At 70.3% G+C, this 22,241-nt stretch carries 19 protein-coding genes; 10 read left to right on the top strand and 9 right to left on the bottom strand.

All coding sequences use genetic code 11. The features are described from left to right. Positions 1–537: hypothetical protein (locus tag IM632_RS05180; protein ID WP_296552066.1), on the bottom strand; the 537-nt coding region annotated here is incomplete at its 3' end. 85 nt (positions 538–622) lie between these two features. On the opposite strand from IM632_RS05180, the gene IM632_RS05175 reads away from it, so the two are divergent. Further along, entirely contained in the window at positions 623–2,935 is a 2,313-nt protein-coding gene (locus IM632_RS05175) for a PAS domain-containing sensor histidine kinase (RefSeq protein WP_293523883.1), read from the top strand. Positions 2,936–2,988: 53 nt separating this feature from the next. Here the strand turns inward: IM632_RS05175 and IM632_RS05170 are convergent, their stop codons facing one another. The 7 genes from IM632_RS05170 to zapE form a co-directional block, all read right to left on the bottom strand. Then, complete coding sequence (locus IM632_RS05170) at positions 2,989–3,309, bottom strand: 2Fe-2S iron-sulfur cluster-binding protein (protein ID WP_293511574.1); 321 nt, start codon at positions 3,307–3,309, stop codon at positions 2,989–2,991. 25 nt (positions 3,310–3,334) lie between these two features. Beyond that, positions 3,335–4,567, bottom strand: coding sequence for an FAD-dependent oxidoreductase (locus IM632_RS05165; protein WP_296484973.1), 1,233 nt, complete (start codon positions 4,565–4,567; stop codon positions 3,335–3,337). Between the two features lie 72 nt (positions 4,568–4,639). Continuing rightward, on the bottom strand, positions 4,640–5,422 hold the full coding sequence (locus tag IM632_RS05160; protein WP_293517557.1) for a succinate dehydrogenase iron-sulfur subunit: 783 nt from the start codon (positions 5,420–5,422) through the stop codon (positions 4,640–4,642). Between the two features lie 39 nt (positions 5,423–5,461). Continuing rightward, on the bottom strand, positions 5,462–7,249 hold the full coding sequence (gene sdhA / locus IM632_RS05155) for a succinate dehydrogenase flavoprotein subunit (protein WP_296484980.1): 1,788 nt from the start codon (positions 7,247–7,249) through the stop codon (positions 5,462–5,464). 4 nt (positions 7,250–7,253) lie between these two features. Continuing rightward, positions 7,254–7,643, bottom strand: a complete 390-nt coding sequence (gene sdhD, locus IM632_RS05150; protein WP_293528495.1) for a succinate dehydrogenase, hydrophobic membrane anchor protein — start codon at positions 7,641–7,643, stop codon at positions 7,254–7,256. A gap of 8 nt (positions 7,644–7,651) precedes the next feature. Beyond that, the gene (gene sdhC / locus IM632_RS05145) at positions 7,652–8,041 is read right to left on the bottom strand and encodes a succinate dehydrogenase, cytochrome b556 subunit (RefSeq protein WP_296484984.1); all 390 of its coding nucleotides are present in this window, start codon (positions 8,039–8,041) and stop codon (positions 7,652–7,654) included. Between the two features lie 122 nt (positions 8,042–8,163). Beyond that, positions 8,164–9,282 (bottom strand): cell division protein ZapE, encoded by a 1,119-nt coding sequence (zapE, locus tag IM632_RS05140; protein WP_296484987.1) that lies wholly within the window; start codon positions 9,280–9,282, stop codon positions 8,164–8,166. A 211-nt stretch (positions 9,283–9,493) separates the two neighbouring features. Here zapE and IM632_RS05135 point away from each other — a divergent pair, with 211 nt between their 5' ends. From IM632_RS05135 to IM632_RS05125, 3 genes are all read left to right on the top strand, one after another. Next, positions 9,494–10,300 (top strand): N-acetylmuramoyl-L-alanine amidase, encoded by an 807-nt coding sequence (locus IM632_RS05135; RefSeq protein ID WP_296484990.1) that lies wholly within the window; start codon positions 9,494–9,496, stop codon positions 10,298–10,300. 98 nt (positions 10,301–10,398) lie between these two features. Further along, positions 10,399–10,779 carry an MbcA/ParS/Xre antitoxin family protein gene (locus tag IM632_RS05130; RefSeq protein WP_296484993.1) on the top strand — a complete coding sequence of 127 codons (381 nt, stop codon included), beginning with the start codon at positions 10,399–10,401 and terminating at the stop codon, positions 10,777–10,779. Then, a complete protein-coding gene (locus tag IM632_RS05125; RefSeq protein ID WP_296484996.1) occupies positions 10,739–11,515 on the top strand; it encodes an RES family NAD+ phosphorylase in 777 nt (258 codons plus the stop codon). Before IM632_RS05130 ends, IM632_RS05125 begins: the two co-directional genes overlap by 41 nt. 6 nt (positions 11,516–11,521) lie before the next feature. Here IM632_RS05125 and IM632_RS05120 read toward each other — a convergent pair whose 3' ends face one another. Next, a complete protein-coding gene (locus tag IM632_RS05120; RefSeq protein WP_296484999.1) occupies positions 11,522–13,033 on the bottom strand; it encodes a CoA-acylating methylmalonate-semialdehyde dehydrogenase in 1,512 nt (503 codons plus the stop codon). A gap of 97 nt (positions 13,034–13,130) precedes the next feature. Here IM632_RS05120 and IM632_RS05115 point away from each other — a divergent pair, with 97 nt between their 5' ends. The 6 genes from IM632_RS05115 to addA all read left to right on the top strand — a co-directional run. Beyond that, the gene (locus tag IM632_RS05115) at positions 13,131–13,982 is read left to right on the top strand and encodes a 1-acyl-sn-glycerol-3-phosphate acyltransferase (protein WP_296552065.1); all 852 of its coding nucleotides are present in this window, start codon (positions 13,131–13,133) and stop codon (positions 13,980–13,982) included. Continuing rightward, positions 13,979–14,431: a tRNA (adenosine(37)-N6)-threonylcarbamoyltransferase complex ATPase subunit type 1 TsaE gene (tsaE, locus tag IM632_RS05110; protein WP_296498608.1), complete on the top strand. Its 453-nt coding sequence runs from the start codon at positions 13,979–13,981 to the stop codon at positions 14,429–14,431. The genes IM632_RS05115 and tsaE overlap by 4 nt, the downstream gene beginning before the upstream one ends. Further along, positions 14,428–15,519: an N-acetylmuramate/N-acetylglucosamine kinase AmgK gene (amgK, locus tag IM632_RS05105; protein WP_296520826.1), complete on the top strand. Its 1,092-nt coding sequence runs from the start codon at positions 14,428–14,430 to the stop codon at positions 15,517–15,519. The genes tsaE and amgK overlap by 4 nt, the downstream gene beginning before the upstream one ends. Continuing rightward, entirely contained in the window at positions 15,516–16,229 is a 714-nt protein-coding gene (locus IM632_RS05100) for a nucleotidyltransferase family protein (RefSeq protein ID WP_363278664.1), read from the top strand. Before amgK ends, IM632_RS05100 begins: the two co-directional genes overlap by 4 nt. Then, positions 16,226–19,225 carry a double-strand break repair protein AddB gene (addB, locus tag IM632_RS05095; RefSeq protein ID WP_296552063.1) on the top strand — a complete coding sequence of 1,000 codons (3,000 nt, stop codon included), beginning with the start codon at positions 16,226–16,228 and terminating at the stop codon, positions 19,223–19,225. Before IM632_RS05100 ends, addB begins: the two co-directional genes overlap by 4 nt. Further along, a partial coding sequence (gene addA, locus IM632_RS05090; RefSeq protein ID WP_296552061.1) for a double-strand break repair helicase AddA occupies positions 19,222–22,241 on the top strand: 3,020 nt, incomplete at its 3' end. The genes addB and addA, both read left to right, overlap by 4 nt.

Here is a 22,241-nt window from a genome sequence, read left to right as displayed (position 1 = left end):
GCGGTCGGGATTCTCTGGCGCCCGGATTTCGAACAGCCCTATGTCCAGGGGCTGCTGGGGTCGGACAGGCCGGAGGGGTTGCCGGGCGAAGGCGCTCAGGTGATCGCCCGAGAGTTCGGCCTGGGCGCGCTTGCGGACATGCCGAGCCTGGTCGGTGAGAATGGCGGGGGCGCGGGAGGCGGGACGCCAGAAGTCGACCTGGATCCGCCACACCGTGCGGGGCGGGGCCGGCGGGGCGGGCCAGCGACGGTCTCCTTCGTTAAGGGACCGGGCGGGTGGCGGCGGGCGGGCGCCGTCAAAGATCTCCACCAGCCGGATGAAGGCGCGATCAGGCGGGGGGGCCGCACCGGCGCTCAGTCGGGCCAGGAGATCCTGCGCAGCTTCACGTGTCGGGCAGGGCGGGCCAACCCGTTCGGAGCAGAAGATCACCGCCTCACCGGCGATGCCTTCGGCCTCCCGGGCGCGAAGGGCATGGCCGAGCGGCGCGCTGAGGGCGGAGTCCCCATCATGGGCGACCGGATAGATCAGGGCGGACATGGGCGCATCATCGCCGAGAATCGGGCTTCGGCCTATGTTGCCAGAATGATTCGCCTGATGGGGGCGAAAACCTGCGGTCCCGTCCATGACCGGTGAAGCCCTGATCCTTTCCGCCACCGCTGGCGCCGCTCTTCTGGCGCTGGGCTCGGGTGTCTGGACCCTGCACGTCCGCCGACGCGCCGACCGGCGCATTGCGGCCCTAGAAGCGGAGGTCGAGACCCTTGGCGCCGTCGCCGAGGCGGCCCAGGCGTCTGCAGAGGCCTTCGAGTCGGCGCTGCTCGCGGTTGAGGACGGCCGGGCCTTCCTCGCCTCGGGCGACGAGAGCCTGGCGGCCTGCGCCCTGGCCCTGGGGGTCGCCGGCGAGCCGCAATCCGTGGTCGCCGCCCTGATGCGAGCCGACCCGGACCACGCCCTGCGCCTGAGGGCCCTGTTCGAGCGGGGCGAGAGCTGCGGCTTCGAGGTCCGGGGCGCCTCCGGAGTGGTGACCGTCGAGGGACGCGCCGCCGGGGCCCTGGCCTGGCTGAGGCTGTCGGCCGCCGCGGGGTCCCAGGGCCTTCCCCCCTCCCCACGCTTCGCCGCCTTCCTGAACGCCCGCAGCGGCCCGGCCTGGATCGCCGGCGCCGACGGCCGTCCGATCTGGGCCAACGCCGCCTGGCTGGAGGCTGTCGGCGCCGAGGACATCGCCGCCGCCGTCGCGCGACGCCTGAGCCTGGATCCCGCCGCTGACGCCCTGGCGATCGAGGCCGCCGCCTTGTCCCAACCCCGCGAAGGTATTCGGTGGATCAGCCTGGGCGGCCGGCGGCGCGCCCTGAAGGTGACCGCCCGGCCCCTCGAAGGGGGCGGCGTCGGCGTCTGGACCGAGGACGCCACCGAGGCGGAGGAGCTGCGGGAAGCCCTCCGGCGGAACGTGGAGGCCCACGATGAGACCCTCAACCACATCGCCGACGCGGTGGCGATCTTCACTCCGTCCCGGCGGCTCGACTTCCACAACACCGCCTTTGCTGAGCTCTTTGGCCTGGAACCCGCCTGGCTGGCCGAGCGACCCACCCACGGAGAGGTCCTGGACCGGTTGCGCCAACGCCGCCGCCTGCCGGAGACGGCGGACTACGCCCGCTGGAAGGCCGCCGAGCTGGAGCGCTACGTGCAGCTGGACTCCGCCCCGGACGAGCTCTGGAGTCTGCCGGATGGCCGCACCCTCCGGGTCGTACGCCAGTCCCACCCCCTGGGGGGCATCGTCCTCCTGTTCTCGGACATCACGGGCGAGCTTCGCCTCAAGGCCCAGTACAACAGCCTGATCCAGGTGCAGCAGGCCACCCTGGACAAGCTGAACGACGCCGTCGCCGTGTTCGGGGCCGACGGGCGTCTGAGGCTGCACAATGAGGCCTTCGAACGCTTCTGGAACATTCCCCGCCAGGCCCTGACTGAGATGCAGGATTTCGAGGGCGTGGTGGAGTTGTGTCTGCCCAGGCTTCACGATCAGGGGTTCTGGCGCGAGATGAAGGGCCGGGTGGCCGACACCGATCCCGCCGCCCGGGCGCCGGCCTCAGGGGAGGTGCGCACCTCGGATGGACGGATCGTCGCCCACCAGTCCCGCCCTCTTCCCGACGGCGCGACCCTGATCGCCTTCACGGACGTCACGGACGCCCGGCGGCTGGAACGGGCCCTGGCCGACCGCAGCGCCGCCCTGGCGGAAGCGGAACGGCTGAAACGCGACTTCGTCGGCAACGTCTCCTACGAGCTGCGCACCCCCCTGACGACCATCATCGGCTACTCAGAGCTGATGGAGGGCCTGGGCGACCAGTTACCCGGACGGGCCCTCAGCCACGCCGGCGCGATCCGGCAGGCGGCGGAGCAGTTGGGCCGGTCCATCGACGACGTCCTCGACATGGCCCAGATCGATGCGGACGAGATGGCGCTGGACCTGGAGGACGTGAACGTCGCCCGATTACTGGAGGCCGCCGCCGTTCGCTGGAGCGAGGACGCCGAGACGGGCGGGGTTCGGCTGTCCTCCCTCTGCCCGGATGACCTCGGCCTCATTCGGGGAGACACCCGGCGATTGTCCCAGGTGCTGGACCACCTGATCCTCAACGCCCTGGGACAGACGCCCAGGGGCGGGCGGATCTCCCTCAGCGCCCGGCGCACCCTGGGCGAGGTCCAGATCCAGGTCACCGACACCGGACGGGGCATCCCCTTCCATGTTCAGGCCAACATCTTCGACCGGTTTGTCGGGCGCGAACGCGGCGGACCGGGCCTTGGCCTGGCCCTGGTCAAGGCCCTGGTCGAACTGCACGGCGGCTGGGTCGCCCTGGAAAGCGAGCCCGGCGCCGGGGCGACCTTCACCTGCCACCTTCCGGAAAGAGCGGAAGGCGCGGCGGGGCATCCGGAACTGGAGTTCTGAGGCCAGCGGCTGGACAGGGAGGCCGCACCGTGGCCGCCTCCCCGGTTCAGAGCCTAGTGCTGGCTCTCGGGAAGCCGGACCACCAGGCCGTCGAGGGCGTCGCTCACCTTGATCTGGCAGGACAGCCGGCTGTTGGGCTCCACGCCCTCGGCGAAGTCGAGCATGGACTCCTCCATGGCCGTCTTTTCGCCGGTCTTGCCGAGCCAGGCGGCGTCCACATAGACGTGGCAGGTCGCGCACGCGCAGGCGCCGCCGCAGTCGGCGTCGATCCCTGGCACGTTGTTCTTCACCGCGACTTCCATGACCGACAGGCCGGTCTTGCCCTCGTGGACGTGCTCGGTCCCGTCGTGCTGAATGAAGGTGATCTTGGCCATCTGGTCTTTCCTTGCCTCGCCGGATCTATGCCGCGGCGACCTCTTTCATGGAAACCGAAGGGTCCGCAAGTCTCTGCTTGTCCACCGGCCTGCGGGAACCGATGAGCTGCCGCCCCATCATGAACTCTGGCGGCGAGTTGACCGCCTCCACCGCCTGGACCTGATCGCCCTTGAGGTGGAAGATCGCGAACCTGCCGGAAGCCGGGTCGCCGCGCACGAGAGTCTGGTCGGAATCGAAGTTGTAGCCCGCGATCTGAAGCTTGATGTCGTACTGGTCGGACCACTGCCAGGGCGTCTCGCCAGCGGGCGCGGGCCGGCCCGTGATGGCGCACGCGGCCTGCTTGGCCTGCTCCAGGGCGTTGGGGACGCTTTCCATCCGGAAGTCCCGGCCATAGATCGGCATGGGCCGCAGGGTCACGTCGCCAATGGCGAAGAGGGAGGGGTCTGAAGTGCGGGCCTCCAGGTCGACCACTACGCCGCGATTCACCGCCAGGCCGGCCGCCTGGGCGAGTTCCTGATTGGGGACGGCGCCGACGCCGACCAGGGCCAGGTCGCAGTCGATCACCCGGCCGTCGGCCAGTTCGACGCCCGTCACCTTCCCGCCCTCGCCGCGGAAGCCGGTGACAGAGGCCCCGGTCAGGAAGCGGACGCCATGGCCTTCGTGCAGGGTGCGGAAGAAGTTGGAGAGCACCTCGCCGGCCACGCGGGCCAGGATGCGGGGTTCGCGCTCCAGGACGATCGCCTCGGCGCCGAGGGCCCGCGCCGAGGCGGCGGCCTCGAGGCCAATATAGCCGCCGCCGACAACGGCCATGGTCCGGCCAGGCCCAAGCGCCGCCTTCAGCGCCTCGGCGTCAGCCGCCGTGCGCAGTTCCAGGATGCCCTCGAGATCGGCTCCCGGGATGGGAAGGCGGATGGCCCGGGCCCCAGTAGCCAGGACCAGGATGTCGTAGGCGAGTGTTGTCCCGTCCGAGAGGACCAGGGCCTTGCGGTCCCGGTCGATCCGTTCGGCGCGGACTGAGGGCCGGAAGTCGATGCGGTTCTCGGCGTAGAATTCGAGGGGCTTGAGGGCCAGGGACTCCGCGTCCGCCTCGCCCTTCAACCAGGCCTTGGAGAGCGGGGGCCTCTGGTAGGGCGGAATCGGCTCCTCGCCCACCAGGGTCACAGGCCCGGCATACCCATGCTGGCGCAGCAGGGCCGCCAGAGTCCCGCCGGCGTGGCCGGCGCCGACGATCACGACATGGGCGTCAGGCGAAGTCATGCAGTCCAGATGGAGAAAAGTGACGCGACCGTCAACTTACGGGATTCGCCGGATGTGACGACGGCCGCCGGATCAGACCACCCGCTCCGCCATCATCTTCTTGACCTCAGCCACCGCCTTGGCGGGGTTCAGCCCCTTGGGGCAGACCTGGGCGCAGTTCATGATGGTGTGGCAGCGGTAGAGCTTGAAGGGGTCCTCAAGGGCGTCGAGCCGCTCCCCTGTGGCCTCGTCCCGGCTGTCAACCAGCCAGCGGTAGGCGTGCAGGAGGGTGGCGGGGCCCAGATAGCGGTCGCCGTTCCACCAGTAGCTCGGGCATGAGGTGGAGCAGCACGCGCAGAGGATGCACTCGTAGAGACCATCCAGCTTCTCCCGGTCCTGCGGGCTCTGGACCCACTCGGTCTGGGGCTCCGGCGTGGTGGTGTGCAGCCAGGGCTCTATGGAGGCGTACTGGGCGTAGAAGTGGGTGAGGTCGGGCACCAGGTCCTTGACGACCGGCATGTGCGGCAGGGGGCTGATCTGACAGGTCGACCCCGGGACCTCCTCGTGGCCATGGGTGCAGGCCAGGGTATTGCGCCCGCCGACGTTCATGGCGCAGGAACCGCACACTCCCTCACGGCAGGACCGCCGGAAGGTCAGGGTGGGGTCCATGGTGTTCTTGATGTGGATCAGGACGTCCAGGACCATGGGGCCGCAGGCCGCCACATCGACCTCATAGGTGTCCCAGCGGGGGTTGCCCGTCCCCTCGGGATCATACCGGTAGATCCGGAAGGTCTTGACCTTCTTGGCGCCAGCGGGCGCCGGATGGTGGCGACCCTTCTGGACACGGGAGTTCTTCGGCAGGGCGAGTTCGACCATTTGGCGTGCTTTCCTCGAATTCCGTCTGCGTCCGCGGCCTCAGTAGACCCGCGTCTTGGGCGGGATCGGCGCGATGTCGTTGGTCATGGTGTAGTCGTGCACCGGACGGTAATCGATGACCACCTTGCCGGTGACGTCGTCCATCCAGGTGAGGGTGTGCTTCATCCAGTTGGCGTCGTCCCGGTCGGGGTGGTCCTCGTGGGCGTGCGCCCCGCGGCTCTCTGTGCGGTTGGCGGCGCCGGCGACGGTCACGACGGCCTGAACCACCAGGTTCTCGAACTCGAGGGTCTCGACCAGGTCGGTGTTCCAGATCAGGCCGCGGTCGGACACCTTGATGTCCTTGCGCTTGTCCTGCACCGCCTGGAGGCGCTTGACGCCCGAAGCGAGGCTGTCGGCCGTGCGGAAGACGGCGGCGTCTTCCTGCATGGCCTGCTGCATCTCCAGCCGCAGGGCGGCGGTTGGGGTCGAGCCGTCCGCATGGCGCAGGCGGTCAAAGCGGGCCAGGTGGCCGTCGGTCATGGAGGGCTTGAGCTCGGGCTGGGAAGCGCCGGGCTTCAGGATATCCGCCGCCCTGAGGGCTGCGGAGCGTCCGAACACCACCAGGTCGATCAGGCTGTTGGAGCCCAGCCGGTTGGCGCCATGGACCGAGACGCAGGCGGCCTCGCCCACGGACATCAGGCCAGGGACCACGCGGTCGGGATCATCCCCCACCCGGGTAACCACCTCCGAGTAGAAGTTCGTCGGGATGCCGCCCATGTTGTAGTGCACGGTTGGCAGGACCGGGATGGGCTGCTTGGTCACATCGACGCCGGCGAAGATGCGGGCGCTCTCGGAGATGCCCGGCAAGCGCTCGGCCAGGACCTTGGGGTCCAGGTGGTCGAGATGCAGGTGGATATGGTCCTTGTTCGGGCCCACGCCGCGGCCCTCACGGATCTCGATGGTCATGGCGCGGCTCACCATGTCCCGGGGGGCCAGGTCCTTAACCGTGGGGGCATAGCGCTCCATGAAGCGCTCGCCCTCGGAGTTGGTCAGGTAGCCGCCCTCGCCCCGGGCGCCTTCGGTGATCAGGCAGCCGGCGCCGTAGATGCCGGTGGGGTGGAACTGGACGAACTCCATGTCCTGCAGGGGCAGGCCGGCGCGCAGGGTCATGCCGCCGCCATCGCCGGTGCAGGTGTGGGCGCTGGTGGCCGAGAAGTAGGCCCGGCCGTAGCCGCCGGTGGCCAGGATGACCATCTGACCCTGGAAGCGGTGCAGCGTGCCGTCATCCAGCTTCCAGGCGGTCACGCCGCGGCAGACGCCCTCGTCCATGATCAGGTCGAGGGCGAAGTACTCGATGAAGAACTGGGTGTCGTGGGCCAGGGACTGGCCGTACATGGTGTGCAGCATGGCGTGGCCCGTCCGGTCCGCCGCCGCGCAGGTGCGCTGGATGGGGGCCTCGCCGAAGTTGCGGGTCATGCCGCCGAAGGCCCGTTGATAGATCTTGCCGTCGGGGGTGCGCGAGAAGGGCACGCCCCAGTGCTCCAGCTCGTACACGGCCGCCGGGGCGTTCCGGCAGAGGTATTCGATGGCGTCCTGGTCGCCCAGCCAGTCCGACCCCTTGACGGTGTCGTACATGTGCCAGCGCCAGTCATCCTCGCCCATATTGCCAAGGCTGGCCGAGATGCCGCCCTGGGCCGCCACGGTGTGGGACCTCGTCGGGAAGACCTTGGTGATGCAGGCCGTCTTCAGGCCCGCCTGGGCGCAGCCCAGGGCCGCCCGCAGGCCAGAGCCCCCGGCGCCCACCACCACGACATCGAACTTGTGATCTGTGAATTCGTAAGCGGCCATGACGTCAGAGAGCGCCTCCGAGCGCGACCTTGAGGACGGAGAAGACCGCCAGGGCGGTCAGGAGAACGGCGAGGAAGAGGTTGAGGATCAGAAGGGCCGACCGACCGAGCATCTTGTGCATGTAGTCTTCGATGATCACCCGGGCGCCGGCGTGCATGTGCCAGCCGGAAACCGCGAGGACCAGGACGATCATCACGGCGTTGACCGGATAGGCGACAAAGGCCACAGCGCCTTGATAGTCGGTCCGGGAGATCACCAGGGCGGCGTAGATCATCCAGAAGGTCAGCGGGATCAGAGCGATGGCGCTGACACGCTCGGCGACCCAGTGCGCCGCGCCATGGCCGGCGGCGCCGTTGCCGCGGGCCCGGGAAAGAGGGGTTCTGAAATCAGTCATCCTGGGCCTCACTGACCGAGCCCGATGGCCCAGACGATCACTGTGGCCACCACGGAGAAGGCCATGGCCATGACCCCGGACTGGTAGGAAGTCGTCACCGACAGGCCCAGCCCCGCATCCCAGAACAGATGCCGCAGGCCGTTGGCGAGGTGGTAGAAGACCGAGAGGGTCAGTCCCACCAGGACCAGGCGGCCGAGCGGCGATGCCATCAGCTCCGTGAACCCCTGGTAGGCGTCGGGGCCGGCGCCGAGGGCCAGCGCCCAGGCGGTCACGATGACGGCGCCGCCGTACAGCGCCACACCCGTCGCCCGGTGCAGGATGGAGGTGAACATGGTCAGATGCCAGCGCCACACTTGCAGGTGCGGCGACATGGGTCGATCTCGAACAGGTGCGGTCATCGGCGTGTCCTGGCGAACCCCGGCGGACGCCCCCGCGTCCCGGGCCGGCTGTCTGCATTTAAGCTTACGGGACCGAGTGTCAACGAAGGCTTTTCAATCTGATAGGGCGCCGTAGCGGCAGCTTAAGGCCGGTCGGCGAGCCAGTCGGCGGACCGCATCTCCTGCAGGCGGGAGGCCGTGCGCTCGAACTCGAAGGCCCCGTCGCCAGCAGGATAGAGCCGGACCGGCTCGGCCTCCGCCAGGACGATCAGCCGGGTCCGCGCCTCATAGAGGGCGTCGATCAAGGTGACAAACCGGCGCGCCGCCTCCCGGCGGTCCGGGGTCAGCCGGGGCAGGTCCTCCAGGAAGACCGTGTGGAACCGCTCGGCCAGGGCCAGGTAGTCGTTCGGCCCCAGGGCCGCGTCGCAGAGCCGGGCGAAACCGACCCGCACCAGCCCGCCGGCGGCGTCCGGGAAGTCGAGCCGGCGGCCCATGACCTCGATCGATTCCCCCTCGGCGGCTTCCGTCCCCAGCATGTCCCGCCACAGGGCGCCGAAGGTGCGGCGGTTGTCCGGGTCGATGGGCGAGAACCAGGTCCCCGCCGCCCTGAGACGGTCCAGGCGGTAGTCGTGGGGGCCGGCCACCGAGACCACGTCGACCCGCGACTTCAGGAGTTCGATGAAGGGCAGGAAAAGCTGCCGGTTGATCCCGTCCCGATAGAGGTCATCCGGCCGCCGGTTGGAGGTGGCGGCCAGGGTCACGCCCCGGGCGAACAGGGCCTCGAACAGCCGGCCCAGGATCATGGCGTCGGCGATGTCCGTGACCTGGAACTCGTCGAAGCAGATCAGGCTGGCGCTCCGCGCAACGAGGTCCGCCACGGGCGGGACCGGGTCGTCGCCGCGCATCTGGCCGAACCGCGCCTTTCGGATCGCCGGATCGCCTGAGCGCCAGGTTCCGATCAGCTCATGGACCTCGCGCATGAAGACATGGAAGTGGGTGCGGCGCTTGCGCGCGACGGGGACGGTCTCGAAGAACAGGTCCATCAGCATGGACTTGCCCCGCCCCACCGGGCCCCAGAGGTAGACGCCCCTCGCAGCTTCCGCCCGGCGGCGCAGGAGCCCCGCCAGCGACCCCGGTCGCGCCGCGGAGAGGTCGGTCTCCAGGCGGACCAGAGCCGCCAGGCCGGCGGCCTGGGCGGGATCCGGCCGGATACGCCCGTCGCGGACGCGATCCTCGTAGGCGGTCTGAAGGGCCGAAGGCATGTCCTCCGCCTAGAGCCTCCGCCCTTCAGATGGAACCCTCGGAACCGGAAAAATGGGGCCGCCATCGCTGAGGCAGGACACCTTCTCGCCTTAGACGATGTGGCCGCCCCTGCTTGACCCCCTGGGCGCGAAGGACTTGCAGCCCTCGAAAAATTGCGCGGCCTTGCCGCACGTGATGCAGTGGCGGACCTCAAAGCGCAGGAGATGGCGCATGCAGATCGCCGATCACAGGCTGAAGCCCGGCTGGTACAAGGCCTCGCCCCATCATGGCGGAACGCTGGACGCGCCGAGCCTGCTGGTCATGCACTTCACGGTGAGCGGGGCTGGGGCGAAGGGCGTATCCGACTATTTCGTCTCCCCCCAGGCCAAGGCCTCGGCTCATGTCGTGGTCGGACGCGACGGCGATGTCCGGCAGGTCGTGCCGTTCAACGTCAAGGCCTGGCACGCAGGCCGTTCGATCTGGCGGGGCCGACCCAACTGCAATGACTATGCGATTGGGATAGAGATCGATAACTGGGGCCGGCTCATGCGGACGGCCGATGGGCAGGTCCGCAGTTCGACCTCCCGGGTCCTCGATCCGGCGATGGCGGTCGAGCTGACCCACAGGAACGAGACCCGCCCTTCCCTCTGGGAGGTCTATGGCGAAACCCAGCTGTCCGCCCTGGCGGAGGTGACCCGCTGCATCCTTGCGGCCTACCCGACCATCACCGAGATCGTCGGCCACGACGATATCTCGCCGGGTCGAAAGACCGACCCGGGCCCGGCCTTTCCCATGAGTCGCTTTGTTTCCCTGGTGGAAGGTCGCGGAGATTCTCAGCCCCTGTTCCGGACCGTCATCGCGTCTCGCCTCAATGCCCGCGGCGGGCCGGGCGTGCAGTTTGACACCCTCGGCGCCTTCCTCGCCGGAACCCGGTTGGAAGTCCTCTACGATTCGCCGGGTCCCTGGGCCCAGGTGAAGGGGGCCCTCGAAGGGGGTGACCAGGTCACGGCCTGGGTGGCGGACCAGTACCTGGCCTGATCCTACCGCAGGGTCGGAGGGCCTCAGCGGGATGGCTGAAGAAACGTCTTGCGCCAGAAAGCAATGCATGTGATTTTTTCAAGGGAAAGGTTGCGCCCATGAAGTTGCTCCAGCCCGTCGCCACCCATCCCGAAGCCGGCGCAGTTGTGACCAGGGCGGTTCTTCGCGCCGCCGACCGACTGGGGGTGACCGCGAGGGTCCTCGCCGTCGCCATCGGGGTCAGCGAGGCGACCGTCTCGCGCATGCGCCGGAACGGATATACCCTCGCGCCCGGCGACAAGGCGTTCGAGCTGGCGGTGCTTTTCGTGCGCCTGTTCCGGTCGCTGGACGCCATTGCAGGCGGGGACGACAGGGTCGCGGCCAGCTGGCTGGTCAATCCCAATAGCGCCCTCGACGGCCGACCTGTCGAAAAGCTTCAGACCGTCAGCGGACTCATGGATGTCATCGCCTATCTGGACGCGCGTCGCGCTCTCGTCTGAGTTCCGGCGCCTTGAAGGCGCGTGCTGGCGGCTGGTGGAAGCCCAGCATCGGGTCTCGACCCTGAAACTGACCGACACCCTGGCCGAGCAGTCCCTCCTGGAGGACCTGATCGAGGCGACCAAGCCGGGGCTCCAGGAAGACGCTCGTGATCTGCACTACCTGTTGGCGACCCCGTTCCGGTACGGCGCGGTCTATCCGTCGGGATCCCGGTTCCGGCGCGCCGGGCGCACGCCGGGGGTCTTCTACGCCGCGGAAGACCCGGTGACCTCCGTTGCAGAGATCGCTTTCTATCGGCTCCTGTTCTTCGCCGAGTCGCCCTCCACCCCCTGGCCGGAGAACGCCGCAGAGTTCACTGCGTTCTCTGCAGCGGTGTCGACAGGCCGGCTCCTCGACCTGACGCTTGAACCGTTCCTGCAGGACGGCGCCCTCTGGGAGGATCTGACGGATTACAGCGCCTGCCAGGCCCTGGCCGACGCCGCCCGGGCCGTGGAAACCGAGGCGATCCGCTACCGGTCCGTCCGCGATCCCGGACAGGGCGCGAACCTCGCACTCCTCAAGAGAAGCGCTTTTGCGAGCCCGACGCCCGTCGACCGTCAGACCTGGCGGATTCGCTTGAGCGCCTTCGGGGTCCAGGCGCTGTGTGAATTCCCCGACCGGAGACTTGAGTTCCCCCGCGACGCCTTCGCCGCAGACCCCCGGATCGCGGGCCTGGACTGGGATCGAAGGGGTTCCTGAACCGCCCTACCGCATGGTCGGGATGATAAAGGCGGAGTCTCCGACCTCGCCTTCGGGCCATCGGGCCGTCACCGTCTTGACCTTGGTGTAGAAACGCACACCGTCCATGCCGTGCTGGTTGGCGTCGCCGAAGGCCGAGCGCTTCCAGCCGCCGAAGGTGTGGTAGGCCAGAGGCACGGGGATGGGCACGTTGATGCCGACCATGCCGACATTGACGCGGGAGGCGAACTCCCGGGCCGCCCGGCCGTTACGGGTGAAGATCGCCGTACCGTTGCCGTAGGCGTGGCGGGACGGCAGGGCCAGGGCGGACTCGAAGCTCTCGGCCCGCACCATCTGCAGGACCGGCCCGAAGATCTCGTCCTGGTAGCTCTTCATGTCCGGGGTCACGCGGTCGAAGAAGGACGGTCCGATGAAGAAGCCCTGCTCGAAGCCCTGAAGGCGGAAGTCACGGCCGTCCACCACCAGTTCGGCGCCCTCGTCGACCCCCATCTGGATGTAGTCGGAGACCTTCTTCCTATGGGCCGCGTTGACCACCGGGCCATAGTGCGCGCCCTCGTCGGTGGAGACGCCCACCTTCAGGGTGGCGATCTCGGCGACCAGCTTCTCGCGCAGGGCCTCGGCGGTGCGCTCGCCCACGGGCACGACGACGGGCAGGGCCATGCAGCGCTCGCCTGCGGAACCGAAGGCGGCGCCCGAGATGTCCTTGACCACCTGGTCCAGGTCGGCGTCGGGCAGAACGATGCCGTGGTTCTTGGCGCCGCCCATGGCCTGGACGCGCTTTCCCGCCTCCGCGCCGCGGGAATAGACATACTGGGCGATGTCCGAGGAGCCGACGAAGCTCACCGCTGCGATCTCCGGATGGTCGAGGATGGCGTCGACCATGACCTTGTCGCCCTGAACGACGTTGAGAACCCCCTTGAGGTCCAGACCCAGCTCGGCGCCGGCCTGCATGAACAGCTCGGCAAGGCGCACCGGCACGCCGGGGTCGCGCTCGGAGGGCTTGAGGATGAAGGCGTTGCCCACCGCGATGGCGACGCCGGACATCCACATCGGGATCATGGCCGGGAAGTTGAACGGGGTGATGCCTGCGGCGATGCCCAGGGGCTGGCGCATGGAATAGACGTCGATGCCTGGCCCCGCGCCCTCGGTGTACTCGCCCTTCAGGAGATGCGGGACGCCGCAGGCGAATTCGATTACCTCCAGGCCGCGCTGGATGTCGCCCTTGGAGTCGGCGATGACCTTGCCGTGCTCGCTGGACAGAAGCTCCGCCAGGGACTGCATATTGGCCTCGAGCAGCCGCTTGAACTCGAACATGACCCGCGCCCGGCGCTGTGGGTTCACCGCCGCCCAGGCCGGCTGGGCGCGCAGGGCCGACTGGACCGCCAGATCCAGTTCATCAGGGGTCCCCAGGCCGACCCGGGCCTGGACCTCACCGATGTTGGGGTTGAAGACGTCGCCGAAGCGGCCCGAGGCGCTGGCGGCCGCCGCCCCGTCGATGAAGTGATGAATCTGGCGCATGGGATCGTCCTAGCTTGCCTGCCGGATACCCATAGGGGCTGGCGCCAGGCGAGCCTAGACCTTGCTTGCGCCCCCCGTGCGCGGGCATGCTGCATTCATGAGCTCTAACGCCTCCGCCGGCTCCGGCCAGCACATTGTCGACGTGCTGATCGCCGAGCGGGCGCCGCGGCTGGCTGCGAGCCCGGCATGGCCGCTGGCCCGCCCCCTGCTCTACCGGCTCCTGAACTACCGCAGGGCCCGCCGGATGGCGGACGCCATCGCGCCCCTCCCCGGAATTGAGGCCCTTGAGCATGTCTCCCGCCTCCTGGAGGTGAAGGTGAAGGTGAGCGGTCTCGAGCGAATTCCGTCCTCCGGGCGGCTGGTCATCGTCTCCAACCACCCTACCGGAATCGCCGATGGGATCGCCGCCTGGGACACCCTGCGCGACCGTCGGCCGGACCTTTGCTTCTACGCTAACGCCGACGCCCACCGGGTGGTCCCGGGCTTCTCCGATGTCCTTATCCCGGTGGAGTGGGTGGCGGCCAAGCGCACCCGTGAGCACACTCGCACCACCCTGCACATGACCCGCCAGGCCATGGAGGCCGGGCGCGCCCTGGCCATCTTCCCCGCCGGTCGGCTGGCCCGCAGGACCCCGGACGGTCGACTTTGCGACCCGCCCTGGATGAGCTCGGCCGTCTCCATCGCCCGTCGGCACGAGGCGCCGGTGGCGCCGGTCCATATGACCGGACCCTGGTCCACCCTGTTTCATGCCTTCGACCGGATCTCGAAGGAGCTGCGGGACATCACCCTGTTCCACGAACTGCTCAACAAGCGCGGCGGGCGCTTCACCCTGACCGTGGGGCCGCTCGTGTCCCCCGACCGCCTCGGAGGCGACGCCGAGGCGGCCACCCTGGCCCTGAAGGCCTATGTGGAGCAGATCCTGCCCGATGATCCGGACCGTCCGTTTTGAACCGCCTGCCCGCCCGCATCGCCCTGCCCGCCGAGGCCGAGACCGAGGCCCTGGGCCGGCGCCTCGCCCCCCTCCTGCAGGCGGGTGAGGCTATCTGCCTGAGCGGCGGCCTAGGCGTCGGGAAGTCCTGCCTGGCCCGGGCCCTGATCCGCGCCCTCACCTCGCAGGACGAGGAGGCGCCGAGCCCGACCTTCACCCTCGTCCAGACCTATCCGGGGAGGGAGTTCGAGATCGCCCACTTCGACCTCTACCGCCTGGAAGACCCGGACGAGGCCTGGGAGATCGGCCTCGAGGAAGCCCTTGACCACGGGGCGGCCTTGATCGAGTGGCCGGAGCGACTGGAGGGGCGCCTCCCCTCGGACCGACTCGATCTAGAACTCTCCGTCGCCGGAGAGGGTCGTACGGCGCGGCTGACCGGACACGGGGCCTGGAAGGAGCGTATAGAGTGACAGCGGAGCGGGACGCCCTGAAGGACGCCTTCCTGCGCCATGCGGGCCTGGGCGAGGCCCGGCGCGCACCGCTGGCCGGCGACGCCTCCACGCGATCCTACGAGCGGCTCTTTCTGCGGGACGGAAGCCGCCGGATCTTCATGGACCAGCCGCCGGTGGAGTCCGCCCCCTGCCCGCCGGATGCGGACGCCGAAACGCGCCGGGCCCTGGGCTACAATGCGCTGGCGCGGCTGGCGGCTGGACGGGTGGACGCCTTCGTCACCGTCGCCGGCTGGCTTAGGCGCGCCGGCCTTTCCGCGCCCCGGATCGAGGCCTTCGACGTCGGGCAGGGCCTGGCGGTCATGGAAGACCTCGGCGACGACCTGTTCGGCGCCCTGATCGCGGGCGGCGCCGACGAGGTTCCGCTCTACGAGGCGGCCGTGGACGCTCTGGTCCACATGCAGTCCACCCCGGTCCTGGACCGGCTGGGGGCGGAGGCGGGGCTGGATTGGCCGATCCTGACCTATGACGCCCTCGCCCTGCAGACCGCCGCCGACCTGTTGCCGGACTGGCTGCCCGCCCTTCGACCGCAGGTTCGCATCGACGCCGCCGCGAGGGCCGACTGGGCGGCCCTGTGGAGGCCGATCCTGCAGCGGGGCGAGACCGGCGCCTCGGTCTTCTCCCACCGGGACTATCACGTGGAGAACCTGATCTGGCTGCCGGACCGGGAGGGGCCGGCGCGGGTCGGAATGGTGGACTTCCAGGACGCCGTCCTGGCCCACCCCGCCTGGGACCTCTCCATGCTCCTGCACGACGCCCGGCGGGACGTCTCCCCGGTCCTGTCGGAACGGATGCTGCAGCGCTATCTCGACCGCTCCCGTTATGCAGGGGATCTGCCGTTCGTCGCCGACTTCCACGCCCTGGGCGCCCTCAATATCTGCCGGATCATCGGTGTCTTCGCCCGGCTGGTCCGCCGGGATGGACGGCCGAAGTACGAGGCCTTCCTGCCTCGGATGTGGGCCTATCTGGACCGCTGCCTCGCCGACCCCGGCCTCGCTGATCTGCGTGTCTGGCTCGACGCCTGCGTCCCGACGGAGGCGCGTCGGTGACAGGACCCGAGAGCGCCATGGTGTTGGCGGCGGGACTGGGCGCCCGCATGCGGCCCCTGACCGAGACGCGGCCCAAGGCCCTGGTGGAGGTGGCGGGGCGGACCCTGATCGACCGGGTCCTGGACCGGCTCGTCGAGGCGGGCGTGCGCAAGGCCGTCGTCAACGTCCACCACTTCGCCGACCAGATCGAGGCCCACCTGTCCCGGCGGACGGACCTGGAGATCCTCTTCGCTGACGAGCGGCCGGCCCTGCTGGATTCCGGCGGCGGTATTCGCAACGCCCTGCCCCTGCTGGGGCGGGAGCCGATCTTCGTGGCGAACATCGATTCCCTCTGGACCGGCGGCACCACCCCGCCCCTGGAGCGGATGAAGGCCGCCTGGGACCCCGAGCGGATGGACCTTCTCCTGCTGCTCACCCCCCGGGGACAGGGCATCGGCTTCGAGGGGCCGCGGGGCTTCTTCATGGACGCGGGCGGCCGCCTGACCCACAGCGCCGACGACGCCCGCCCGGCGCCCTTCGCCAATATCGGCTTCCAGATCCTGAAGCCCGAGATCCTGGATGGCGAACCCGAGGGGGCCTTCTCCATCCTGCCGGTCTGGTGGCGGCTGCAGGAGACGGGCCGGCTGGCGGGGGTGGTCATGGACGCCTTCTGGCTGCACGTCGGGGATCCGACGGCGCGGGACGAGGCGGAGGCCCTGCTTTCGGGATGACCGACTGGTTCCAAAAGGCCGGCCAGCCGCGCTGGTTCAACATCCCGGCGGACCGGCCCTTTCTGGACGACCTTGCCGTGGGCCTTCTGGATATCACCCGCGAAGGCGGACCGGAGGCCCTGGCCGACGCCGTCGTCCTGACGCCGACCCGGCGTGCGGCCCGGTCCCTGACCGAGGCCTTCCTGCGGATGGCCGGCGAGGTTCCCGCCCTTCTGCCGCCGCGAATCCGCCCCCTGGGCGACCTGGAGGCGGGCGAGGCGCCGTTCGAGCCCGGCGACATCGTCCTTGACCTGCCGCCAGCCATCAGTCCCGTGCGCCGGCGGTTCGAGCTGCTGCGGCTGGTCACCGAGCTTTCCCCCGCCATCGGACGTAGCCCCGGCCCCGCCGAGGCCCTGGGCCTGGCGGACGCCCTTGGAGGCTTCTTCGACAGCCTGCAGATCGAGGAGGTCGCGGGCGACAATCTGGCCGACCTTGTCGACCTCGACATGGCCGCGCACTGGCGCGTGTCGCTGGAGTTCCTTCAGGGCGCCCTCCTGGCCTGGCCGAAGCGGCTGGAGACCCTGGGACTGGTGGACGTCAGCGCGCGTCGGGTGCGCCTGCTGGACGCCCTGGCGGCGAAGTGGGACGCCGAACCGCCGAAGGACCTGCTCATCGCGGCGGGTTCAACCGGCTCGGTCAAGGCCACGGCCAGGCTGCTGACGGTGATCGCCCGGGCGCCGCTGGGCGCAGTTGTCCTGCCGGGCCTGGACACGGTGATGGCGGAGGGCGCGCAGCAACCCAGACCGGTCGACGACCAGCATCCGCAGGCCGCCCTGAGAGCGCTCCTGACCTTCGCGGGCGTCGAGGTCAGCTCCGTGGAGACCTGGAAGGGCCGATCGCCGGCGTCGTCCTCGGGAGAGGTCCGGCGGAATCTCGTGAACCTGGCGTTGAGGCCGGCGGCGCAGACCTCCGACTGGCGCCTGGCGATCGAGGGCGAGGGAGAGAAAAAGATCCGCGAGGGCCTGAAGGGCCTGACCGTCGTAGGAACCCGGGATGTCGAGGCCTGCGCCCTGGCCGCCGCCCTGCTGCTGCGCGAGACCCTGGAGACTCCGGGGCGGACCGCCGCCCTGGTGACGCCGGACCAGGACCTGGCCCGCCGGGTCGCCGCCCGGCTGGGTCGCTGGGGCGTCATCGCAGACGCCTCGGCGGGCGAACCCCTGGCCCGTTTCCCGTGCGCCGTCCTGGCCGAGACGACAGCCCTGGCCCTGGTAGAGCCGGCGCGGCCAGCGACGATCCTGGGCCTGCTCAAGCACCCCCATGTGCGCCTGGGGCGGACAGAGGCGGACCTCGCCATCGCCAGGGACGCCCTCGAGGTCACGGCCCTGCGCAGGACCCGGCCCGAGGACCTGTCCGGCCTGAAGACCTTCGCCATGACGGCCAAGGCCGCCGACCCCGCCGCCATCGCTCTTGTCGACGCCCTCGCCGCCGTCTTCCCGCCGACGGCGCCGGGGGCGGTGGAGACGCTCGACGCCTCGGCCTGGGCCCGCCGGCTGACCCTGGCCATGGAGGCCCTCTGCGCCCGGCCCGAGGGCGGGACAGGCGACCTCTGGTCGGGACCGGACGGCGAGGCTGTGGCGCGGCTGCTGTCCCTGCTGATCGCGGAGGGCGGCGCCAGTCCGCCCTTGTCCGCCGCCGCCTTCGCCGAACTGCTCGGCGTGATCATCGCCGGCGAGAGCGTCCGCGCCGCCCACGCCACCCATCCCCGGCTGAAGATCCTGGGCGCCATGGAGGCCCGGATGGCCCGGGCGGACCGCCTCATCCTGGCGGGCCTGGAGGAAGGCGTCTGGCCGCAGGCGGCCGGCGTCGACCCCTTCCTGTCCCGCGGCATGCGCAGCCGGCTGGGACTGCCCCCGGCCGAGCGCCGGATCGCCCTCTCCGCCCACGACTTCGCCCAGTCAGCCTGCGCGCCCGAGGTCTTCCTGCTGCACGCCCGCCGCCGCCGGGGCGCCCCGGCCCTCGAATCGCGCTGGCTCTGGCGGCTCCGGACCCTGACCCGGGGGGCCGGCGGAGACCTGCCCGGACGGCCGGACCTGGAGGCGATCGCCGGGGCCGCCGACGCCCCCGGCGACTTCGCCCCGGCGCCCCGGCCCGCGCCCCGCCCGCCCCTGGAGGCGCGGCCGCGGGAGCTGGCGGTCACGCGGATCGAGACCCTGGTGCGCGACCCCTACGCCGTCTGGGCGCGGGACATTCTGCGCCTCTATCCCCTGGACCGGCCGGACGCGCCGGTGGACGTGCGCGTGCGGGGCACGGCCATCCACGCGGCGCTGGAGGCCTTCGTGAAGGCCTATCCGGACGAGGTTCCCGACGCCGCTGAGGCGGACCTGGCGGCGCTCTACCTGGACGCCCTGAAGACGGCGGGCATGGATGCGCCGGGCCTCGCCCGGGAAACCGCCCTCTCGCGGGAGATCGCCGCCTGGGTGGTCGAGCAGGAGCGGACGCGCCGCAGGGACAGGCGCAGAATCCATGTAGAGCTGAAGGGGACCCTGACCTTCGAGGCGCCCGCCGGACCCTTCACCGTCACCGCCAAGGCCGACCGGATCGAGGTGGGGCCGGAGCCTGTAGGTCGCATCCTGGACTACAAGACCGGGTCGCCGCCCTCCCCGAAACAGGTCGAGGAGGGGTTCTCGCCCCAGCTGACCCTCTCCGGAGCGATACTGGCCGCAGGCGGCTTCCCGTCTCTGGGAAGGCTCAAGCCGGTCGAATTGGCCTATGTGCAGATCACCGGCCGCCGTCCGGCGGGCGTGATCAGCAGCGCCCTTGAGGACGGCCAGGACGCGGTCGCCGCCTCGGCTGAGGCCCTGGAGGGCCTGAAGGCGGTCATCGCGCGCTTCGATAATCCAGGTCACGCCTATCTCTCGCGGACAGCCCCGTCGAAGGTGAAGCTCTTCGCCAGCGACTACGACCACTTGGCGCGGGTTCGGGAATGGTCAGCCATCGGCGGTGGGGGAGAGTCATGACCCGACGCGACGATGACCCCCAGGCCCGGGCCGCGGACCCCCGGATCTCGGCCTTCGTGACCGCCAACGCCGGGTCGGGCAAGACCAAGACCCTGATTGACCGGGTCGCCCGCCTGCTGCTCGCCGGCGCGGCGCCCGACGAGATCCTCTGCGTGACCTACACCAAGGCCGCCGCAGCGGAGATGCAGACCCGGCTGTTCGAACTGCTGGGCGACTGGTCGGTCCTGCCGGATGATCGCCTCGCCGCGGCGCTCGCCCGGCTGGAGGGACGGAGCCGGAAGGCGTACGATCCGAACACCCTTTCCGCCGCCCGGGCCCTGTTCGCCCGCGCCCTGGAGACGCCGGGCGGCCTGCGCATCCAGACCCTGCACGCCTTCTGCGAGAAGCTGCTTCGCCGCTTCCCCCTGGAGGCGGGGATCTCGCCAGGCTTTGAGGTGCTGGACGACCTGGCCGCAAGCCAGCTGAAGCGGGGCGCGCGGACCGCCCTCGCCCGCCGGGCCCTGGACGCCGAAGGCGGCCGGATCGCCGAGGCCTACGCCCGGCTGTCCGTAGACTTCGACCATGGCCGGTTCGAGGGCCTGTTCGAGACTTTCGCCGCCCGGGCGGGCGAACTCTCGGACTGGTTCGCGGCGCAGGCGGCCGGCCGGGGGATCGAGGCCGCGGTCTGGTTCGCCCTGACGGGCTCCCCGGAGCCCGTCGACCCGGAAGCCATCCGGCGCGAGATGGCGGACATGTCGGATGGGATGTCGCCCGGCGAATGGCTGGAAGTCGCGGACGCCCTCGCCCGGCCTGAATCGTCGAAGACGGACAAGAAGAGGGCGGAGGACCTCCGGCGCGACGCCGGCAAGCTGGATTTCGAGGCGGTCAGGGCCCTGCTGACCACCAAGGAGATGACCGCCAAGGTCTGGATCACCAGCGCAAAGAGCCTCAAGCCCCATCCGAGGCTCTCCGAGCGGCTGGTGAGGGAAGCCGACCGCATCCTCACCCTCGAAGGCCGCCGACGCATCGCACTCGCCGGCCAAAGGACCCTCGACATCCTGCTGCTGGCCGAGGCCTGGCTGGCGGCTTACGAGATCGAAAAGTGGGCGTCGGGCAAGCTCGACTTCGGGGACCTGATCGACCGTACCCTCGCCCTGACTGGCCGGGCCGACATGGCCGCCTGGGTGCTCTACAAGCTGGACCAGAACCTGTCGCACGTCCTGGTGGACGAGGCCCAGGACACCTCGCCCGCCCAGTGGTCGATCCTCTCGAACCTGACCGGCGACTTCTTCGCCGGCGACGGACGGCGGGAATCCGGCCTCGCCCTGCGCCGCAGCCTCTTTGTCGTCGGCGACGAGAAGCAGTCGATCTACTCCTTCCAGGGCGCGTCTCCCGACCGGCTCGAGACCGAATTCAGGGCCTACAGCGCCCGGGCCCAGGCGGCCGGCGCGACCTTCGAGCGCATCGAGCTGGCGCTCTCCTGGCGGTCCACTCGGGAGGTGCTCGGCTTTGTCGACGCCGTCTTCGTGGCTCCCGAGAGCCGATTCGCCCTGATGGGCGGGCGGGCTGGCGAACCCCCGCCCATTGCGCACCAGACCGTCCGGGACCATCCCGGCGGCATCGACCTCTGGGACCTGGTCCCGCCGCCCGAGACCGAGGAGCGGGGGGCCTGGACCGATCCGCCGGATTCCCTGGCCGCCAACTCGTCGACCCGGGTCCTGGCGGCGCGCATCGCCGCGGAGATCCGCCGGATGGTCGAGGCGGGCGAGGCGGTGGGGAAGAAGGGCGAGGCGGGGGTCCGGCCCGCCGACTGGGGCGACTTCATCGTCCTGGTGCGCCGTCGCGGGACCCTGTTCGACGAGATCCTGCTGGAGCTGAAGCGGCAGGGCGTGCCGGTCGGGGGCGCCGATCGCCTGAAGCTGGCCGACCACATCCTGTTCGATGACCTGAGGGCCCTGGTCCGCTTCGTCCTCTTCCCCGCCGACAGCCTGACCCTGGCCGCCCTGCTGCGCAGCCCCTTCTGCGAGGTCAGCGACCAGGGGCTCTACGACCTGGCCTACGGGCGCGGGACCGCCAGCCTCTGGGAAACCCTGGTCCGGCGGGTGGACGAGGCCCCGCCGGGCGAGGCCCGACAGGACTGGGCCCAGGCCCGGAACTTCCTCGCCGCGGCGATCGCGGCCGCCGACCAGTCGCCCTATGACTTCATCGTCGGCCAGCTGGAGTCCACCGCCCCCTGTGGCCGGACCCACCGGCAGAGACTGCTGACCCGGCTCGGTCGCGAGGCCGAGGAGGCGCTGGGCGTCTTCCTGGAAAAGACCCTCGAGCTGGAAATGGCCGGCGCGCGGAGCCTGGAGGCCTTCGCCGCCGACCTCGACGGCCTGGACGTGGACGTCAAGCGCGAGATGGACGCCGAGGGCGCCCGGGAGGTGCGGGTCATGACGGCCCACGGCGCCAAGGGACTGGAGGCGCCGGTCATCTTCCTGCCGGACATGACCTTCAATGCGCAGGGCGGCTCCGGCCTGACGCGGGCGCAGGATGGGGCCTTCCTGTGGCTGGGCGCCTCGGGCGACGACTGCCCGGTCCAGGCAGAGGCGCGGGAAGCCGCCAAGGCCGAGGAGGAGAAGGAACTGAAGCGCCTTCTCTATGTGGGCCTGACCCGGGCCCGTGACCGGCTGGTGCTCTGCGGCGTGCTTCCCGGCAACCGGCTGGAGGCCAACCTCAAGGGCTGGTGGGGAGCCGTGCGCGATGCTTTCGAGGGCCCCCTCAAGGACAAGGTCCGCCGGATCGACCGCGGAGACTACGGCCTCTTCAGGCTGGGCGAGGACCCCCAGGCGCTGGGGCGGGAAGCGCCGGCCGAAGAGGTGACGCAGGCGCCGCCGGCGCCGCCCTGGCTGTCGCGCCCGGCGGCCGCAGAACCCCTCGCCCGCCTGGCCTCGCCTTCGGACCTCGGGGATGCGGCCCCCGTCGCGGCGGTCTCGCCCCTGGCGGGGACGCCCGGCATGGGGAGGTTCCGGCGGGGCGAGCTGATCCACCGCCT

The sequence above is a fragment of the Phenylobacterium sp. genome, from assembly GCF_020402505.1.
Lineage (GTDB): Bacteria > Pseudomonadota > Alphaproteobacteria > Caulobacterales > Caulobacteraceae > Phenylobacterium.
The sequence above is the reverse complement of the archived record's forward strand: the minus strand, read 5'-3'. Positions and strand labels throughout refer to the sequence as shown.

What these genes read in the sequence shown, in the direction of transcription:
- IM632_RS05175 (WP_293523883.1), top strand. Translation starts at nt 623, where the DNA reads ATGACCGGTGAAGCCCTGATCCTTTCCGCCACCGCTGGCGCCGCTCTT.
- IM632_RS05170 (WP_293511574.1), bottom strand. Translation starts at nt 3,309, where the DNA reads ATGGCCAAGATCACCTTCATTCAGCACGACGGGACCGAGCACGTCCAC.
- IM632_RS05165 (WP_296484973.1), bottom strand. Translation starts at nt 4,567, where the DNA reads ATGACTTCGCCTGACGCCCATGTCGTGATCGTCGGCGCCGGCCACGCC.
- IM632_RS05160 (WP_293517557.1), bottom strand. Translation starts at nt 5,422, where the DNA reads ATGGTCGAACTCGCCCTGCCGAAGAACTCCCGTGTCCAGAAGGGTCGC.
- sdhA (WP_296484980.1), bottom strand. Translation starts at nt 7,249, where the DNA reads ATGGCCGCTTACGAATTCACAGATCACAAGTTCGATGTCGTGGTGGTG.
- sdhD (WP_293528495.1), bottom strand. Translation starts at nt 7,643, where the DNA reads ATGACTGATTTCAGAACCCCTCTTTCCCGGGCCCGCGGCAACGGCGCC.
- sdhC (WP_296484984.1), bottom strand. Translation starts at nt 8,041, where the DNA reads ATGACCGCACCTGTTCGAGATCGACCCATGTCGCCGCACCTGCAAGTG.
- zapE (WP_296484987.1), bottom strand. Translation starts at nt 9,282, where the DNA reads ATGCCTTCGGCCCTTCAGACCGCCTACGAGGATCGCGTCCGCGACGGG.
- IM632_RS05135 (WP_296484990.1), top strand. Translation starts at nt 9,494, where the DNA reads ATGCAGATCGCCGATCACAGGCTGAAGCCCGGCTGGTACAAGGCCTCG.
- IM632_RS05130 (WP_296484993.1), top strand. Translation starts at nt 10,399, where the DNA reads ATGAAGTTGCTCCAGCCCGTCGCCACCCATCCCGAAGCCGGCGCAGTT.
- IM632_RS05125 (WP_296484996.1), top strand. Translation starts at nt 10,739, where the DNA reads ATGTCATCGCCTATCTGGACGCGCGTCGCGCTCTCGTCTGAGTTCCGG.
- IM632_RS05120 (WP_296484999.1), bottom strand. Translation starts at nt 13,033, where the DNA reads ATGCGCCAGATTCATCACTTCATCGACGGGGCGGCGGCCGCCAGCGCC.
- IM632_RS05115 (WP_296552065.1), top strand. Translation starts at nt 13,131, where the DNA reads ATGAGCTCTAACGCCTCCGCCGGCTCCGGCCAGCACATTGTCGACGTG.
- addB (WP_296552063.1), top strand. Translation starts at nt 16,226, where the DNA reads ATGACCGACTGGTTCCAAAAGGCCGGCCAGCCGCGCTGGTTCAACATC.